Source organism: Polynucleobacter tropicus, from assembly GCF_013307225.1.
GTDB classification, from domain to species: domain Bacteria; phylum Pseudomonadota; class Gammaproteobacteria; order Burkholderiales; family Burkholderiaceae; genus Polynucleobacter; species Polynucleobacter tropicus.
Map to the genome: position 1 here is coordinate 1,932,304 of NZ_CP028942.1, position 15,932 is coordinate 1,948,235.

Consider the following 15,932-nt stretch of genomic DNA (forward strand, 5'->3'; position numbering starts at 1 on the left):
TAATCATTATTGGTGACTATTGCCGATATTTATCTTTGCGAATTTTTTCTTCAAGATAATCCATCACTGCAATCGCCTTGGCCTTAGTGCCAGCAATCGATGGCGAAGTTACGTACTTACCTTGCATCACAATAGTTGGCACACCATCAATGCGATAAGCCTCGGTCAATTGTTTCGCAGCTCTCGCTTTTGAAACAACAGCAAAGGAACGGTAAGTTGCAAGGAAACTATTGCGATCAACACCCTGTGAAGCAACCCAATCTGCAATTTCAGTTTCGGTAAGTAGACGCTTATTTTCTTTATGCATCGCATACATCACCTTTTCATTAAGCGCATCACCTTTGCCCATCGACTCAAGGGCATAGTACAACTGGCTATGGGGCAAGAAATCATCCCGAAATGCTACTGGCACTCTACGGAAAACGACATCCTTAGGTTGACGTTTAACCCAAGCGCTTAACTCAGGCTCAAAGTCATAACAGTGTGGACAACCGTACCAAAAAAACTCAATAACCTCGACCTTCCCTTTTGCCTCTATTGGCTGCGGCACAGGCAGAACTCGATAATCAAAACCTTCTTCAATTTTCTGTGCATGGACTGCGCCACACAAAAACACCAAGGTAAATGCTAAAAAAATTCGTTTGCTAAATGAGATCATATTTGCAGTTTATTTACTTGTTTTAATGAGAGTAGATTTAATACCCATACCATTTAATTTATCGCGAGCTGGACTGCTTTCTTCAACGCTGACGTAGGGTCCAGTACGAACACGCCACAAAGTATTGCCATCACTAGTTACTTCGCTCAATTGCGCCTGAATTCCTTGAATTGCTAAGACCGCCTTTTGAGCATCTGCGTCAGCACGTTTTGTAAATGCGCCTACCTGTAAGAAATAAATCGCGTCGCCTTTTGGAGCAGCTGCAGAGCTAGCTGCCTCGGCTGATTTCTTGCCGCTGACCAAATCACCAATAGGGTCACTGGATGCAGGCGCCGGAAGCTTGCCCTGCAAAGGCTTATTTAAATCCGGCTGCTCAGCTGGTGCAGCAGCTTCACCCTCAGCTGGAGTTGCAGGCTTAATCGTCATTGGTAGATTCGGCGCCCGAACTCCAGGTCTTTCTTGTGGAGTATTTTTAGAAAGATAAAAAGCAATTACAAAAGCAATCCCCAAGCCAGCACCTAAGCCAAACACAAAACCCAGAATGGTTCCGCCATACTGAGAGTTGTAATTTGAGGCGTTCATATTGGCATCTATGTTTTGCTTTTTGAAGCTTGCTAGTTGATTCGGTTTTTTCATCATATCCTAATCTTACATATTCACTTCATTCATTGCCACTACATCTTCGCTGGCGCGGATACCCCTAAGACTCTCAATCCATTCTGCAGAACCTGGCGTGTTGCCGACAACAATGCAAGGCGGGCAAGTTTTAACGGCTCATCATCTACCAACACACGATCAGCGTTGTAGAAGGTATGGAAATCACCAGCCAAGTCACGCAAGTAGAAAGCAAGGGCATGCGGCGCCAGCTCTGCTGCCGCATTGGTTAAAACCTCTGGATACTCTGCCAAACGTCTTAACAAATGATCAGATGCTTTGCTTTGCAATAAGGATAGATCGGTATTTGTTAAATCAACAGGCTTGCCACCCCATTGCTGCAAGATTGAGCTAATACGCGCATGTGCGTACTGCACATAGAACACTGGGTTCTCATCATTTTGTGCAAGGGCTAAATCAATATCGAATACGAATTCAGTGTCGGCTTTACGAGATATCAAGAAGAAGCGAACCGCATCACGCCCACGCTGTAATGCTAATTCTCTTTCTTCGGGAGTCATTTCTGGGGTAACGCCACCGGACCACTCGATGAGATCGCGCACAGTCACATAAGAACCTGCACGTTTTGAAATCTTTACCTCTTCACCATGACGCATCACGGTCACCATCTTATGCAAAACATAATCTGGGTAGGTCTTCGGAATATCCCATCCACGTTTTTGAGCAACACCTTGTAAGCCAGAGCGTACACGAGCGATGGTTCCGTGGTGATCGCTTCCTTGCACGTTAATCACTTTCTCAAAGCCACGATTCCATTTGCTGGTGTGATAAGCCACATCCGGAACAAAATAAGTAAAGCTTCCATCTGACTTTCGCATCACGCGATCTTTATCATCGCCGTCATCGGTGGTCTTCAACCACAAGGCGCCTTCAGCTTCATAGGTTTTTCCGATTGTCTGCAAATCTTGAACGATCTGATTGACACTGCCATCTGTATACAAGGATGACTCCAAGTAGTAACAATCAAACTTCACACCAAAAGTCTTCAAATCAATATCTTGTTCGTTACGCAAATATGCCACTGCAAATTTACGAATGGACTCAAGATCATCTTGATAATCGGGCGACGCTTTAAAAGCAGAAGCAATTTCTGCAATATATTCACCGTTATAAGCCTGCTCAGGCCAATCGGCATCTCCAGGTTTTAGACCCTGTAAGCGTGCTTGAACAGACAACGCTAGATTCGCAATTTGTACACCAGCATCGTTGTAATAAAACTCACGATGTACTTTGATTCCTTGAGTAGCCAATAAGTTAGCTAATGCATCCCCAAGAGCGGCCTGTCTACCATGTCCAACATGCAAAGGACCGGTTGGGTTTGCCGAAACAAACTCAATCATGGCGCTGCTAACTGGTCCAGAGCCCTGTGTAACTTCACCAAAATGAACACCAGACGCAAGAATCTCTCCAACAACCGCAGTTTTAGCTTGGTTACTCAATCGAAAATTAATAAAACCGGGACCCGCGATTTCGCAGGATGAAATTAATTGATCGAAGCCAGCTTGTTTTTGCAGTCGATCTACTAAGGTTTGAGCCAAATCTCGCGGATTGAGCTTCCATGCCTTTGAAAGCTGGAGGGCGATATTACATGCCACATCCCCATGATCGACCGCCTTTGGCCTTTCTAAACGGGGGGTTGGGGCACCATCTAAGCCACGCTCCTGAGCAAGGCCTTGTAGAGCCGAGCTCAACATATCAATTAAACGGTTTTTATTGGTCTGCAACATAGATAAGTGAGTTTATCAGGTGGTAAGCTGTTGAAATGATCTATCAATTTCGCTCTAAAGCTGGTCCAGATGTCATCATGCTGGCTGATCTGACCAAGCGAATCTTCGATATCTTGGGTCGCCCGCTTGAGCCCAGGGGAATTTTGACTCAAGAGCAATTGCCCGCCCTGATTACCACCCTAGAAACTGCCATCTTGAATGATCTAGAGGAGCGCAAAAAAGCGAGTGAAAATAAAGATAGTGAATCCGAGAAACCCAAGTTAGCTGATCGACTTGGTCAAAGGGCGTATCCATTTTTAGAACTCATGAAACAGGCTCGAGCAAAAAACGAGCCCATCATGTGGGGCGTTTAATCAACCAAGCTCGCAAGTTGACGTCGTACATCATTAACTGATTGGCCGCGACGTTTTGCTAAATCCTCAAGTTGCTCTGAGGTAATTTTTCCAACATTGAAATATTGCGCGTCTGGATGAGCCAAATAGAAACCGCTTACGCTTGACGCAGGATTCATCGCCAGAGATTCAGTAAGGGTCATGCCGATATCTTCAGACCCAATCACACGAAGTAAATCTTCCTTCACTTCATGCGCAGGGCAGGCAGGATACCCAGGTGCTGGACGAATACCACGATATTCCTCATTAATCATTTGATCATTAGTCAGCAACTCATCAGTTGCATAGCCCCACAAATCCGTACGAACACGATGGTGCATTAATTCAGCGAAAGCTTCAGCCAAACGATCTGCTAGCGCCTTCAACATAATGGCACTGTAATCATCATGCTTAGCTTGGAACTCAGCCACTTTCTTTTCAACACCATGACCAGCAGTCACCGCAAAACAACCAATGTAATCCGCAACACCAGTATCTTTTGGTGCAACATAATCCGCCAGGCAACGATTCGGTCTGCGAACACCATCAATCACTGGACGCTCTGATTGTTGACGTAAGTTATGCCAAACAAACAAAGGGTGTTTGCGTTCTTCGTCGCTATACAAAACAATATCGTCCCCAACCGTATTGGCGGGATAGAAAGCAACTACACCATCAGCCTGAAGCCACTGTCCTTTAATCAGCTTATCCAACATACCCTGAGCATCAGCATAAACCTTACGCGCCTCTTCCCCAACCACTTCATCATCTAAGATGGCCGGGAACTTTCCTGCCAAATCCCAGGTCTGAAAGAATGGAGTCCAGTCGATGTACTTAGCAATATCGCTAAGAGCAAAATTCTTAAAGACACGACGTCCAATAAATTTTGGCTTCTCGGGAACATACGCTGACCAATTAATCATCTCGCGATTTTTGCGCGCTTCTTCCAGTGAGATGCTTGGTGTTGCTTTCTTATTTGCATGCTGCTCACGAATACGAGCATAGTCATCACGTAAATCTTGAATAAATTTCTTTGCACTCTCGTCAGACAATAGGCTTGATGCCACAGACACGGAACGAGATGCATCAGGCACATACACAACTGGGCCATCATAGTGAGGCGCTATCTTTACAGCGGTATGAACCCGTGAAGTCGTAGCGCCACCAATCATCAAAGGAACTTGGCGAGAACGGAAATACTCATCGCGCTGCATCTCTTGCGCAACGTATGTCATTTCTTCTAGTGAAGGTGTAATTAATCCAGAGAGGCCAACAATGTCCGCATTCTCCTCTTTGGCACGCTTCAAAATTTCCGCACAAGGCACCATCACACCCATATTGGCGACTTCAAAGTTATTACATTGAAGCACTACCGTAACAATATTCTTACCAATATCATGGACATCGCCCTTGACGGTGGCCATCACAATCTTGCCCTTAGCTTTAGCCTCGCCACCCGCAGCAATGTGTTGGCGCTTTTCTTCCTCAATGTAAGGAATCAAAATTGCTACAGCCTGCTTCATCACACGCGCGCTCTTCACCACCTGAGGTAAGAACATTTTGCCGGCGCCAAACAAGTCGCCCACAACATTCATGCCATCCATCAGCGGACCTTCAATGACCTCGATTGGTCTACCACCTGCGCCCATGATTTCTGCGCGCAACTCTTCAGTATCTTCTTCAATGAATGTCGTGATGCCATGAACTAAGGCGTGGGTTAAACGCTCGCGTACTGGCGCTTCACGCCATACTAAATTCTCAACCTGCTTAGTGCCATCACCTTTAAATTGGTCGGCAATCGCCAAGAGTCTCTCAGTTGGTGTTTGACCATCTTTTTCTTTAAAACGATTAAGCACTACATCTTCGACACGCTCACGTAATTCTGGATCAAGATCCGCATAGACACCCAGTTGGCCAGCATTAACGATACCCATATCCATGCCAGCTTGAATGGCATGGTAAAGAAATACCGTGTGAATTGCCTCCCGTACCCGATCATTTCCACGGAAAGAAAAGCTCACATTTGAAACGCCGCCACTGACTTTGGCACCAGGAAGGTTCTCTTTTATCCAACGAGTAGCGTTAATGAAATCCACGGCATAGTTATCGTGCTCTTCAATACCAGTCGCAATCGCAAAGATATTTGGGTCGAAAATAATGTCCTCTGCAGGAAAGCCAATCTCGTTTACGAGAATGTCATAGCTTCGCTGACAAATTTCTATCTTGCGTTGGAACGTATCAGCCTGACCAGCTTCATCAAATGCCATCACGACCGTTGCGGCACCATAACGACGTATCAGAGCAGCTTGCTTACGGAAAGGCTCCTCACCCTCTTTCATAGAAATCGAATTAACGATTGGCTTGCCCTGTATGCACTTTAAGCCCGCCTCAATTACACTCCATTTTGAAGAGTCGATCATGATGGGTACGCGCGCAATATCTGGTTCAGAAGCAATAAGATTGAGGAAGCGCGTCATTGCCGCTTCAGAATCAAGCATTGCTTCATCCATGTTGATGTCAATGACTTGGGCGCCATTTTCAACTTGCTGACGCGCTACCGCGAGTGCGTCATCAAATTGATTATTCAGAATCATTCGTGCAAACGCTTTAGAGCCCGTCACATTGGTACGCTCTCCAATGTTGACGAAGCCGACATCGGTAGTCACATTGAACGGCTCTAATCCAGACAGCTTCATTGCTGGAATGGTTTGCATTTGATTTTTGTTTTCTACCTTACTCATGCTTCTTCAGCCTCTTCTCGATAGAAAACTCTAGGCTTGCGTTTTGCAACAGCATTCGCAATTGCGCGAATATGATCTGGTGTGGTGCCACAGCAACCGCCCACCAAGTTCACTAACCCGTCTTTCGCAAAACCATCTACCAACCTTGAAGTAATTTCAGGGGTCTCATCAAATCCTGTGTCACTCATCGGGTTAGGTAAACCCGCATTTGGATAGCAAGACACTGCAGCGTCGCAAATACGGGCTAGCTCGGCTATATAAGGGCGCATTAAGGCTGCACCCAGAGCGCAATTGAGCCCAAAGGTCAATGGCTTAATGTGGCGCAAACTATTCCAAAACGCCTCAACGGTTTGCCCAGAAAGAATTCTTCCAGAGGCATCCGTTACAGTTCCCGAAATCATGACTGGCAAACGCTCGCCAGTCTCTTCAAAGAATTCATCGAGAGCGAACAATGCTGCTTTTGCATTTAGCGTATCGAAAATAGTTTCAACTAAAAATAAATCTACTCCGCCCGCAAAGAGCCCTTCGATTTGTTCGCGATATGAAGCACGCAAAGCATCAAAAGTAATATTGCGAGCGCCTGGATCATTTACATCAGGAGAAATACTCGCAGTTTTTGGAGTTGGTCCAATCGCACCAGCAGCAAAACGTGGCTTGTTCGGAGTGCTGTACTTATCACAGGCAGCGCGTGCAAGTTTTGCTGAGACCTCATTCATCTCTCGGGCCAAGCCAGGCATTTTGTAATCTTCTTGTGCTACCGAGGTGGCGCCAAAAGTATTTGTTTCAACAATGTCAGCACCAGCATCCAAATACTTCTCGTGAATCTCGCTAATGATTTGGGGCTGTGTCAGCACCAACAATTCATTATTTCCTTTGAGGTCACCGGGGTGCTCTGCAAAACGAGCATTTCCTGGTAGCCCACGGTAATCTGCTTCAGTTAACTTGTATTGCTGAATCATGGTCCCCATCGCGCCATCCAATATGAGGATGCGTCGCTTTAAAAGCTCAGGAAGCGCCTGACCGCGGGTATAAGGCTGGGACAAACCATTAAATTGCATTGCTTAACCAGGATTGATCTCTAGAATCCCTTATTCTATTGGAAAAGCCACTTTTTATTTGCCTTGGAGCCGCCATGTTTGGAACTATTCCAGAATTCAATCAAAGTCTTGAGATGTTTAAAACTATGTGGGGACAAGGCGCAGCAGGTCAAGCTGGACAGTTTCCCTTCACCACGGATGCCTCAAAAGCGGCTGGTGGCTTAGGAGCCGCCTTTCCAGGCATGGACATCGAAGAACTTGAGAAACGCATCAAGGATCTGAAAAGCGTTGAAAACTGGCTGAATCTCAACCTCAATATTCTGAAGTCGACGATTCAGGGGCTGGAAGTACAGCATGCAACGATGATGGCCCTGAAATCATTTGGAGACGCAGTCTCCGCAGCAAGTTCTGTAGCCACACCCAAATCGGGATCTAGCGAGAGTCCTAAAACAACAAAAGCTAAACCGCGGAAAACCGCAACACGCCGTCCTCGCAAAGCTGGCGATCCAACTTACCTCGACGAAGTAGGTAATTCAGATGAGCAATAGCCTCACCCATTGCAAAAGTCAGCTGGTGAATATCGAGTTCTCGTTTAAATAAAACCGGAACAATTTCGCGGGCAGTAATCGGCTTTTGGCATGCCCCCAATGCGTCAGCCAAGCGCTCGTCATGATGCGCATTTAATTGTTCAATTCTGGGCTTGATGCCAACAAAAGGTTTTCCATGGGATGGCAATACCAGCGTGTCATTTGGCAAAGGCAAATACTTTGTCAAAGAATATAGATACAAGCCTAATGGATCAGCATCTGGATCAGCATCATAAACGCTGACATTCGTAGAGATCCGCGGCAACAACATGTCCCCCGAAATCAATACCTTTAAGTTTTTACAAAATAGCGATGCATGCTCTGGCGCATGCCCATAACCCATGATGACTTGCCAATCATTTCCACCAATCGAAATGATCTCGCCATCAAGGACGCGACGATATTGTCGGGGCACCCCTGGAACCATATTACTGTAGTAGTTTGAACGCGCCCGAATTTTTTCTAAATCCTCTGGTGCAGTTAAACCATGCTTTTGAAAATGGTCAGCAGAACCGCCGCCACCTGCACGCGCACCAACTGCTGCGCCACCCTCTTTGCAACTTAACCATTGCGCCGTCAAATAATCAGTCATGGATATCCACAAAGGGGCATTCCATTTTTCGCACAACCACTGAGACAGGCCAACATGATCTGGGTGCATGTGCGTCACAATCACACGCAATACTGGCAAGCCCTCTAATTGAGTTGCAAAAATAGCTTGCCACGATGCTTTCGTTTCATCATTAGCAATGCCGCAGTCCACAATTGTCCAACCATCAACTCCATTGAACTGATCACGCAATAGCCAAAGATTAATGTGATCTAAGGCAAATGGAAGTCGCATGCGCAACCAACGAACTCCAGGTGCGACCTCAATGCTTTGACCAACTGGTGGAAGCTGATCGTCTAATGGATAATAAATGGCGGCTTCATTTTTGGTTTGCTGTTGATTACTCATATTCACATTTCTTTTTTATTGCATTAAGGATCGCATTGACACCGATTCCATCACCCTGCATTAATTGGTGCGACATTAACCCAGAAAACGGCTATTGTCGTGGCTGTTATCGCACGCTTCCCGAAATTGCGGATTGGTCAGAGTTACCCAATGAAGCAAAACTTAAGATTTGGGAAGCCATTACCACCCGCAAATTGCAAGCCATAGATTAAGCAGTTCTTTAAGTCATCCCCTAGCGATTCACATCCACAATCAAACGACCACGCACATTGCCAAGCATCAACTCCTGCGCATACTTTAAAGATTCTTCCAAAGTGATTTCTTGAGAAATTTCATCTAGCGTCTTCAGATCAACCAATTTACTTAATTGTTCATAAGCAGCAATGCGTTTTTCACGTGGCACTGTAACGCTATTAATTCCGTATAAAGTCACGCCTCGCAAAATGAATGGGGCGACGCTAGAGGGAAAGTCCATTCCCTGAGCAAGTCCGCAAGCTGCTACTGCGCCATTGCTCTTTGTTTGTGCGCAGGCATTTGCAAGGGTATGGCTGCCAACACTATCTAGCACCGCGGCCCAACGTTCTTTAGCCAAAGGTTTACCTGGCGCAGATAAGCTAGCACGATCAATCACTTCTGCAGCACCTAATTTTTTTAGGTAATCTGCTTCAGCCATGCGCCCTGTACTAGCAACCACCGTAAACCCGAGCTTACTTAATAAGGTAATTGCAAAACTACCAACGCCACCCGCTGCACCAGTGACCAAAACTTCACCATCACTTGGTTTGAGCCCATGCTTTTGCAAAGCCATCACACACAGCATGGCGGTATATCCAGCAGTGCCAATTGCAAGGGCTTGCTTTGCGGTAAAGCCTTTTGGCAATGGAAGAAGCCAGTCAGCTTTCACGCGAGCCTGCTGTGCCAAACCGCCCCAATGACCTTCTCCTACCCCCCAACCATTTAAAAGCACCATATCGCCCGCCTTGAAGTCGGGGCTAGCGCTCTCAATGACCTCTCCCGCAAAATCGATCCCAGGAACCATAGGGAAACTGCGTACAACAGGGCCTTTACCGGTAATAGCCAAACCATCCTTGTAATTAAGGGTGGAATACAGAACTTTTACTCTGACATCGCCTTCAGGAAGGCTGGCTTCAGCAGCCTGGCCGAGCTCAGCTCTATATCCTTGGTCATCCTTGTTAATCAAGATTGCTTTAAACATGTCTCTTTCCCCGTTTCTTTTCCTGCATGGGGAGCTTTTCCCCACAGCTTTTACGTAATAGGTTTATCCTAACGAGCATTGTCGATTATGGAGGTTTCCATGAAAAAAATTCTACTATTAACCGCAACTTCTGGCTTATTACTCACAGGGTGCTATTCAACCAGCATCAATATGTCCATGGGCAATATGCGCCTCATCACGTCTAGCGCTAGCCCACAAGATGTCATGGACTTTGCGACTGAAGCCTGTAAAAACGATTTTTATCAGGGCGCCAGCTTTCTATCCAAGGCCGGCAAAGAATACCGCTTTAAGTGCGTAAAGGCTGAAGAAAACGAAGTATTGATTCCAATTCCAGGCACTAGCATTGAATCAACACCTAAAACAGACAGCAAGTAAAGAGAGATGGGGCCATTCACATCGCAGGAGCTTCGCAAAGGATTCTCATCTTTTGCTACTGGAGTCACCGTCATCACCTGCGTCGATGAAGAGCAAAATCCACACGGCATTACGATTAGCTCGTTTAACACCGTTTCTTTAGAGCCACCATTAATTCTGTGGAGCCTCAAGAAGCATTCGCGACTAATGCCGTGGGTCGAAGTAGGAAAAAAACATTTGATTCACGTGTTAGAGCGCTCACAAGAGTCTCTAGCAATGCACTTCGCAACAGTCAAAGTAAATCAATTTGCCGAAATTGCTCATCAGCGCACTGATAATGGCTTAACGCAAATCAAAGACTGTGTAGCCTACTACGAATGTGAAACCGTCTCTGTCCATATTGGCGGGGATCACAACATCATTGTTGCCAAAGTAGTTCATTTAAAAAATTACTCAGAAAAAGAACCTCTCATATTTGCACGCAGCAAATTTGTTGGCTTGGATTTTTCTGAAGCTAAATCTAGCTAAGCAATAAATCACTCGATAGGAAAAAAGATGATGCGTTTATGGGGACGGAAAAGCTCTATTAATGTTCAAAAAGTGTTGTGGTGTCTTGCCGAACTAGGCCTTAAAGAAGGTGTCGATTTTGAACGTATTGATGCTGGCCTTCAGTTTGGAAAAGTGCGTACGCCAGAGTTTCTAAAGCTCAATCCAAATGGTTTAGTTCCCACGCTAGAAGATAAGGGGCTGGTGCTATGGGAATCCAACACCATCATGCGTTACCTTGCTTCACAGTACAAGCAAAATAACCGCTTTCCCACTGACGTTGCATCTCAATACAGCTCGGAAAAATGGATGGACTGGCAAGTGGGTACGCTATGGCCTGTTTTGCGACCTGCCTTCATAGGCCTTACAAGAGTTCCAGCCTCAGAGCAAAACCATGAACTAATTCTGAAGTCTTATCAAGAAACCAATCAGCTCTTTGAAGTACTTGATCAAGCTTTAGCTTCGCAAGCATTTTGCTCTGGAGAAAAATTTTATCTTGGCGATATCGTACTCAGCCTATGTGTGCACCGCTGGATATTAATTAACGACACATTTGCAAAAGAAACCGGTCCGCGAGCAAATTTGCAGAATATCGATCGCTGGTTAAATCGAATTAAATCAGAAACCCGTTTTCAAGAATTTGCAGAAAAAGAGCTCAATATCATTAACAAGTGATATTGAGCAGTCTCACAAATTATTCTTGCTTGAATTTTTTCTGATGGTGATCTGCACCCATATAGAGGTACATCGCTGGCACTACAAAGAGCGTGAATAAGGTGCCGATTGATAGGCCTGTAAAGATCACGATGCCCATAGATTGACGACCCGCCGCACCAGCTCCAGAGGCAATCACCAAGGGCACAACACCAAGCACCATCGCTGCTGTAGTCATCAAGATTGGTCTTAAACGAACGCTACTTGCTTCAACAATCGCATCCAATTTGCTTCGGCCAGCCTCTTGTAATTCATTTGCAAATTCAACAATCAAAATGCCATGCTTACTAATCAAACCCATTAAGGTAACTAGGCCGACCTGCGTATAAACGTTCAAGGTGGTGAAGCCAAGATTAATAAAAATCAAAGCGCCAAAAAGTGCTAAGGGAACGGATACCAAAATAACAATTGGATCGCGGAAGCTTTCAAATTGCGCTGCAAGCACCAGAAACACAATCAAAATCGCAAAGAACATAGTTACGAGAAAGCCGCCTGACTCTGACATAAACTGACGTGAAGGGCCTGCATAGTCCATAGAGTAACCATTAGGCGCAACCTCTTTTAGAGTCTGACGCATGTATTCCAGCAAATCCGCCTGGGAAATAAACGGTGTACTCACTCCAGAAATGGTTGCGGAGTTTAATTGCTGGAAGTGGTTGATCGATTGCGGTACAACGCGCTGTTTAATGCTAGCAATCGTACGCGCCTGAATCATTGCGCCACTTGGAGTGCGGATGTAGTAATCCAATATCTGATCTGGATTTAAACGATCTACCTGCTTCACTTGCGGGATCACTCGATATGAGCGACCTGAGACAGAAAAATAGTTCACATATCCACCGCCTAAGGCAGCAGAAAGCGCTGCTCCAACTTGCTGCTGCGTCATTCCTAAAGCAGCTACTTTTTCGCGATCAATCACAAGAACGTCCTGCGGCTTATCAATTTTTAGGTCAGAATCGACAAAGAAGAAATTGCCACTGCGACGCGCTTTATCTAGGACCGCTTGGGATACCTCGTTCAATTGCTCGTAGGACTCGGTAGTATTGATCACAACCTGAACAGGCAAACCTTGAGCACCAGGCAAAGCGGGAAACTGGAATGCGGCTACGCGCGCGCCCGCAATCGTATTCCACTTTTGTTGCATGTCTTCTTGAAACTTGGTCGCATTGCGACTACGTGAGCTCCAATCTTTTAACAAGATGCCGCCAAAACTAGATGTTGGACTGGTTATCTGAAACGCCTGTTCATATTCTGGTTCAGCTGCAGCAATTGCGTAGATTTGATCTGCATAAGTTTGCATCTGATTAACAGTACTGTTAGGTGGTCCAGATGCCTGCATCAATACAATGCCCTGGTCTTCCGTTGGCGCTAATTCAGCGCGCGCAGTAGCATAAAGGTAAGCAACTCCACCTAGCAAAATAGCGCCCATCACAATAATGACTTGCCAGGTACTCAATAAATCACGCAAAGTGGATTGATAGTTGTGATGCACCTTATCAAAAATCTGATCGATCTTATGCACAAAAGAAGAGGCCTCTTGCTCTTCGGTAAAAATGCGCGAACACATCATTGGTGACAAAGTTAACGCAATCAGGCCCGATACCGCTACAGCGCTAGCCAAGGTAAATGCAAACTCCGTGAAAAGAGCTCCAGTTAAGCCACCCTGAAAACCGATAGGAATATATACGGCGATCAATACAACCGTCATCGCCAAAATTGGACTACCCAATTCACGGGCTGCGATTAATGAGGCTTCTAAAGGAGATTTTCCCTCCTTCATATGCCTATCAACGTTTTCAACAACGATAATGGCATCATCCACAACTAGGCCAATAGCGAGAACCAACGCCAAGAGTGTGAGCAAATTAATAGAGTAGCCCAATATTTGCATCAAGAAGAAAGTGCCAATTAAAGATAAAGGCATCGCAATCACAGGCACCGCAACCGCGCGAACACTTCCCAAGAACAAGTAAATCACAACTGTCACGATGACTAAAGCCTCAAGCAAAGTTGAAACAACCTCATCAATCGAGCTAGTAATGAATTCTGTGGAGTCGTAAACAATTTGCCCTTTCATGCCAATAGGCAATTGCTTCTGAATATCCGGAACCACATCTCGTACACGCTGAGCCACGTCCAGCAAATTAGCTTGTGGCGCAACCTTAATACCAATAAAAACAGATTGTTTACCGCTGAAAGCTACATTGGTGTTGTAGTCCTCGGAGCCTAAAGAAACATTTGCCACCTGATCAAGGTAAACAATATTGACGCCATCCTTCTTAACCACCAGCTTGCGAAACTCTTCTAGTGTGTGCAGATCAGTACCAGCAACCAGGTCAACAGAAACCATGTCGCCTTTTGTGCTGCCCACTGCGGAAAGATAGTTATTTGCTGACATGGCGCTATACACATCATCTGCGCCGACACCCAGACCCGCCATTTTTTCGCGATCTAACCAAGCACGTAAAGCGAACTTTCTGCCGCCAATGATCTCCGCGTTTTGTACACCTTCAACAGAATCTAACTTTGGCTTAACAACACGCAATAGATAATCTGTGATCGCGTTGTTAGGCAACTGATCACTATAAAAACCCATATACATTGCGGCAGTAGATTGACCCACTTGAACAGTCAAAATAGGTTGCTGGGCTTGCGGGGGCAATTGATTCTTTACTGCACTAATCTGTGTCTGAATCTGCGTTAATGCCGAGTTCGAATCATAGTTCAGCTTTAGCGTGGCAATGATGGTTGAGACACCGCTCACGCTAGTAGACGAAAGATAATCAATGCCCTGCGCTTGAGCGATTGAAGCCTCTAAAGGCTGCGTAATAAAACCAGCAATTGTCTCGGGATCAGCGCCGTAGTAAGCGGTAGTTATCGTAACTATGGCATTTTGAGTTTGTGGATATTGATTGACTGGTAGGGAACCAATCGCCTTCAATCCAAAAACAAGCACAAGCGCACTGACCACCAGCGATAACACTGGCCTGCGGATGAATATATCGGTCCAATTCATCAGCTAATTATTCCTGTGGCTTAGGATCAGGAGAATTTGCAGGCTGCACCTTATTATTAATAATCAAGGGCGTGCCATTCTTTAACTTCAACTGACCGCTAGTGACAACGGTATCCCCTTCATTAATACCTTTGAGAATAGCCACTTGGTCGCCACGTGTGGCGCCAGTCGTTACAAATACTTGTTGCGCTTCCAGCGCTGGCTTGCCTTGCTTGTCTTTCTTATCAGTAGTTTTAGCAATGAAGACGGTTGATCCATAAGGGTTATAAGTCACCGCTGTTTGTGGCAAGGTTAGCAATTTCACTTGATCGCCAAGCTTGATATTCACATTAGCAAACATGCCAGGTAATACTTTCTTGTCTGGGTTGGCAATCTGTGCCTCAATTTGAATATTGCGAGTATTGGTATCCACCTTTGGACTAACCGCGGTAATCTTGCCAGTAAAGCTGGCATCTTTAAATGCATCAGTAGTAACAACAACATCTTGTCCAACTTGAATTTGCTCCGCATTACCTTGAGGTAAGGTGAAATCCACAAATATAGGATCCAAAGTTTGCAAGGTAATTAATTTGTCGCCTGGATTAACGAACTGGCCAGGGTTAATTGACACAATGCCAACACGTCCGCTAAATGGAGCCTTTAGATTTTTCTTGGCAACCAAAGCAGTTTGCGCTTCGACCTGAGCTTGCTTTGATTTTGCGTCGGCATTACTGGTATCAAAAACGTTTTTACTAATAGCCTGAATCGCTAACTGCTGCTTATCGCGCTCGCTAATAACTTTTGCGAGATCTGCCATTGCTTTTAAGGAATTGAGTTGCGCAACATCTGAAGCATCATTTAACTTAATCAGCAAATCACCCTCTTTAACATCTTGACCAGATTTAACAGGCACGGCTTGGACTAAACCGCCAATTTCTGTGCTGAGATCAACCCCTCTAAATGCGCGGACGTTACCAACACTCGTTAGCTTTGGTTGCCATTCTGAAGTTGCAACCACCATCGTAGAAACAGTGGCTGGCGGCAAACCCATTCCTGATATGAAATGCTTAATCATGAATGACTTGAACTGATTAAAAGCAAAAATCAGCCCCAACAATAAGAAGACTCCGCATAGCATGATTGTCATGCGACGTGGCAATGGCTCCATTGCCATCAGCTTGGCATATGCCTTTGTACCGCGCCACTTCACACCCATGCGCGCATAGAATGCTTTGGCTTTTTCCCAAAGGGCTAAAGCTTTTTCACGTAACCGCCATTGCACTGCCTTTAGCTTTAACCATGCCCAGATGGCAAGAACAGCGGCAATCAGTT

The 15,932-nt window shown here is 45.5% G+C and carries 15 protein-coding genes; 6 read left to right on the forward strand and 9 right to left on the reverse strand.

Annotation, left to right across the window (positions count from 1 at the left end; all coding sequences use genetic code 11):
- Positions 1-16 precede the first annotated feature (16 nt).
- The 3 genes from DCO17_RS09885 to argS are packed head-to-tail and all read right to left on the reverse strand — an operon-like array spanning position 17 to position 3,060.
- Positions 17-658: a thiol:disulfide interchange protein DsbA/DsbL gene (locus tag DCO17_RS09885; RefSeq protein WP_173956546.1), complete on the reverse strand. Its 642-nt coding sequence runs from the start codon at positions 656-658 to the stop codon at positions 17-19.
- Positions 659-667: 9 nt separating this feature from the next.
- Entirely contained in the window at positions 668-1,297 is a 630-nt protein-coding gene (locus tag DCO17_RS09890; protein ID WP_173956547.1) for an SPOR domain-containing protein, read from the reverse strand.
- A 35-nt stretch (positions 1,298-1,332) separates the two neighbouring features.
- Entirely contained in the window at positions 1,333-3,060 is a 1,728-nt protein-coding gene (argS, locus tag DCO17_RS09895) for an arginine--tRNA ligase (protein WP_173956548.1), read from the reverse strand.
- 35 nt (positions 3,061-3,095) lie between these two features.
- Here argS and DCO17_RS09900 point away from each other — a divergent pair, with 35 nt between their 5' ends.
- On the forward strand, positions 3,096-3,413 hold the full coding sequence (locus DCO17_RS09900; protein WP_173956549.1) for a DUF1840 domain-containing protein: 318 nt from the start codon (positions 3,096-3,098) through the stop codon (positions 3,411-3,413).
- Here DCO17_RS09900 and metH read toward each other — a convergent pair.
- The gene (metH, locus tag DCO17_RS09905) at positions 3,410-6,172 is read right to left on the reverse strand and encodes a methionine synthase (protein ID WP_173956550.1); all 2,763 of its coding nucleotides are present in this window, start codon (positions 6,170-6,172) and stop codon (positions 3,410-3,412) included. The two genes, DCO17_RS09900 and metH, sit on opposite strands and share 4 nt — an antisense overlap.
- Positions 6,169-7,230, reverse strand: a complete 1,062-nt coding sequence (locus DCO17_RS09910; RefSeq protein ID WP_173956551.1) for a homocysteine S-methyltransferase family protein — start codon at positions 7,228-7,230, stop codon at positions 6,169-6,171. Before DCO17_RS09910 ends, metH begins: the two co-directional genes overlap by 4 nt.
- A gap of 74 nt (positions 7,231-7,304) precedes the next feature.
- On the opposite strand from DCO17_RS09910, the gene DCO17_RS09915 reads away from it, so the two are divergent.
- Complete coding sequence (locus DCO17_RS09915; protein ID WP_173956552.1) at positions 7,305-7,757, forward strand: PhaM family polyhydroxyalkanoate granule multifunctional regulatory protein; 453 nt, start codon at positions 7,305-7,307, stop codon at positions 7,755-7,757.
- On the opposite strand, the gene DCO17_RS09920 is transcribed toward DCO17_RS09915, so the two are convergent.
- Positions 7,669-8,754: an MBL fold metallo-hydrolase gene (locus tag DCO17_RS09920; protein WP_173956553.1), complete on the reverse strand. Its 1,086-nt coding sequence runs from the start codon at positions 8,752-8,754 to the stop codon at positions 7,669-7,671. The genes DCO17_RS09915 and DCO17_RS09920 overlap by 89 nt on opposite strands.
- Before the next feature lie 35 nt (positions 8,755-8,789).
- On the opposite strand from DCO17_RS09920, the gene DCO17_RS09925 reads away from it, so the two are divergent.
- A complete protein-coding gene (locus DCO17_RS09925; protein WP_173956554.1) occupies positions 8,790-8,966 on the forward strand; it encodes a DUF1289 domain-containing protein in 177 nt (58 codons plus the stop codon).
- A gap of 20 nt (positions 8,967-8,986) precedes the next feature.
- On the opposite strand, the gene acuI is transcribed toward DCO17_RS09925, so the two are convergent.
- Complete coding sequence (acuI, locus tag DCO17_RS09930) at positions 8,987-9,970, reverse strand: acrylyl-CoA reductase (NADPH) (RefSeq protein ID WP_173956555.1); 984 nt, start codon at positions 9,968-9,970, stop codon at positions 8,987-8,989.
- Positions 9,971-10,069: 99 nt separating this feature from the next.
- On the opposite strand from acuI, the gene DCO17_RS09935 reads away from it, so the two are divergent.
- The 3 genes from DCO17_RS09935 to DCO17_RS09945 are packed head-to-tail and all read left to right on the forward strand — an operon-like array spanning position 10,070 to position 11,566.
- The gene (locus DCO17_RS09935) at positions 10,070-10,366 is read left to right on the forward strand and encodes a hypothetical protein (RefSeq protein ID WP_173956556.1); all 297 of its coding nucleotides are present in this window, start codon (positions 10,070-10,072) and stop codon (positions 10,364-10,366) included.
- 6 nt (positions 10,367-10,372) lie between these two features.
- Positions 10,373-10,873, forward strand: coding sequence for a flavin reductase family protein (locus tag DCO17_RS09940; RefSeq protein WP_173956557.1), 501 nt, complete (start codon positions 10,373-10,375; stop codon positions 10,871-10,873).
- 27 nt (positions 10,874-10,900) lie between these two features.
- Entirely contained in the window at positions 10,901-11,566 is a 666-nt protein-coding gene (locus tag DCO17_RS09945) for a glutathione S-transferase family protein (protein WP_173956558.1), read from the forward strand.
- A gap of 19 nt (positions 11,567-11,585) precedes the next feature.
- Here DCO17_RS09945 and DCO17_RS09950 read toward each other — a convergent pair whose 3' ends face one another.
- Together DCO17_RS09950 and DCO17_RS09955 are read right to left on the reverse strand one after the other, a co-directional pair.
- The gene (locus DCO17_RS09950) at positions 11,586-14,621 is read right to left on the reverse strand and encodes an efflux RND transporter permease subunit (RefSeq protein ID WP_173956559.1); all 3,036 of its coding nucleotides are present in this window, start codon (positions 14,619-14,621) and stop codon (positions 11,586-11,588) included.
- 7 nt (positions 14,622-14,628) lie between these two features.
- Positions 14,629-15,768 (reverse strand): efflux RND transporter periplasmic adaptor subunit, encoded by a 1,140-nt coding sequence (locus tag DCO17_RS09955; protein WP_173956789.1) that lies wholly within the window; start codon positions 15,766-15,768, stop codon positions 14,629-14,631.
- Positions 15,769-15,932: the final 164 nt, after the last annotated feature.

Excerpts from the sequence above, each read along its gene's own strand:
- DCO17_RS09920 (WP_173956553.1), bottom strand. The coding sequence starts at position 8,754 with ATGAGTAATCAACAGCAAACCAAAAATGAAGCCGCCATTTATTATCCA.
- DCO17_RS09935 (WP_173956556.1), top strand. The coding sequence starts at position 10,070 with ATGAAAAAAATTCTACTATTAACCGCAACTTCTGGCTTATTACTCACA.
- DCO17_RS09890 (WP_173956547.1), bottom strand. The coding sequence starts at position 1,297 with ATGATGAAAAAACCGAATCAACTAGCAAGCTTCAAAAAGCAAAACATA.
- DCO17_RS09940 (WP_173956557.1), top strand. The coding sequence starts at position 10,373 with ATGGGGCCATTCACATCGCAGGAGCTTCGCAAAGGATTCTCATCTTTT.
- acuI (WP_173956555.1), bottom strand. The coding sequence starts at position 9,970 with ATGTTTAAAGCAATCTTGATTAACAAGGATGACCAAGGATATAGAGCT.
- DCO17_RS09950 (WP_173956559.1), bottom strand. The coding sequence starts at position 14,621 with ATGAATTGGACCGATATATTCATCCGCAGGCCAGTGTTATCGCTGGTG.
- argS (WP_173956548.1), bottom strand. The coding sequence starts at position 3,060 with ATGTTGCAGACCAATAAAAACCGTTTAATTGATATGTTGAGCTCGGCT.
- DCO17_RS09900 (WP_173956549.1), top strand. The coding sequence starts at position 3,096 with ATGATCTATCAATTTCGCTCTAAAGCTGGTCCAGATGTCATCATGCTG.
- DCO17_RS09885 (WP_173956546.1), bottom strand. The coding sequence starts at position 658 with ATGATCTCATTTAGCAAACGAATTTTTTTAGCATTTACCTTGGTGTTT.
- DCO17_RS09915 (WP_173956552.1), top strand. The coding sequence starts at position 7,305 with ATGTTTGGAACTATTCCAGAATTCAATCAAAGTCTTGAGATGTTTAAA.
- DCO17_RS09910 (WP_173956551.1), bottom strand. The coding sequence starts at position 7,230 with ATGCAATTTAATGGTTTGTCCCAGCCTTATACCCGCGGTCAGGCGCTT.
- DCO17_RS09955 (WP_173956789.1), bottom strand. The coding sequence starts at position 15,768 with ATGGAGCCATTGCCACGTCGCATGACAATCATGCTATGCGGAGTCTTC.
- metH (WP_173956550.1), bottom strand. The coding sequence starts at position 6,172 with ATGAGTAAGGTAGAAAACAAAAATCAAATGCAAACCATTCCAGCAATG.
- DCO17_RS09945 (WP_173956558.1), top strand. The coding sequence starts at position 10,901 with ATGATGCGTTTATGGGGACGGAAAAGCTCTATTAATGTTCAAAAAGTG.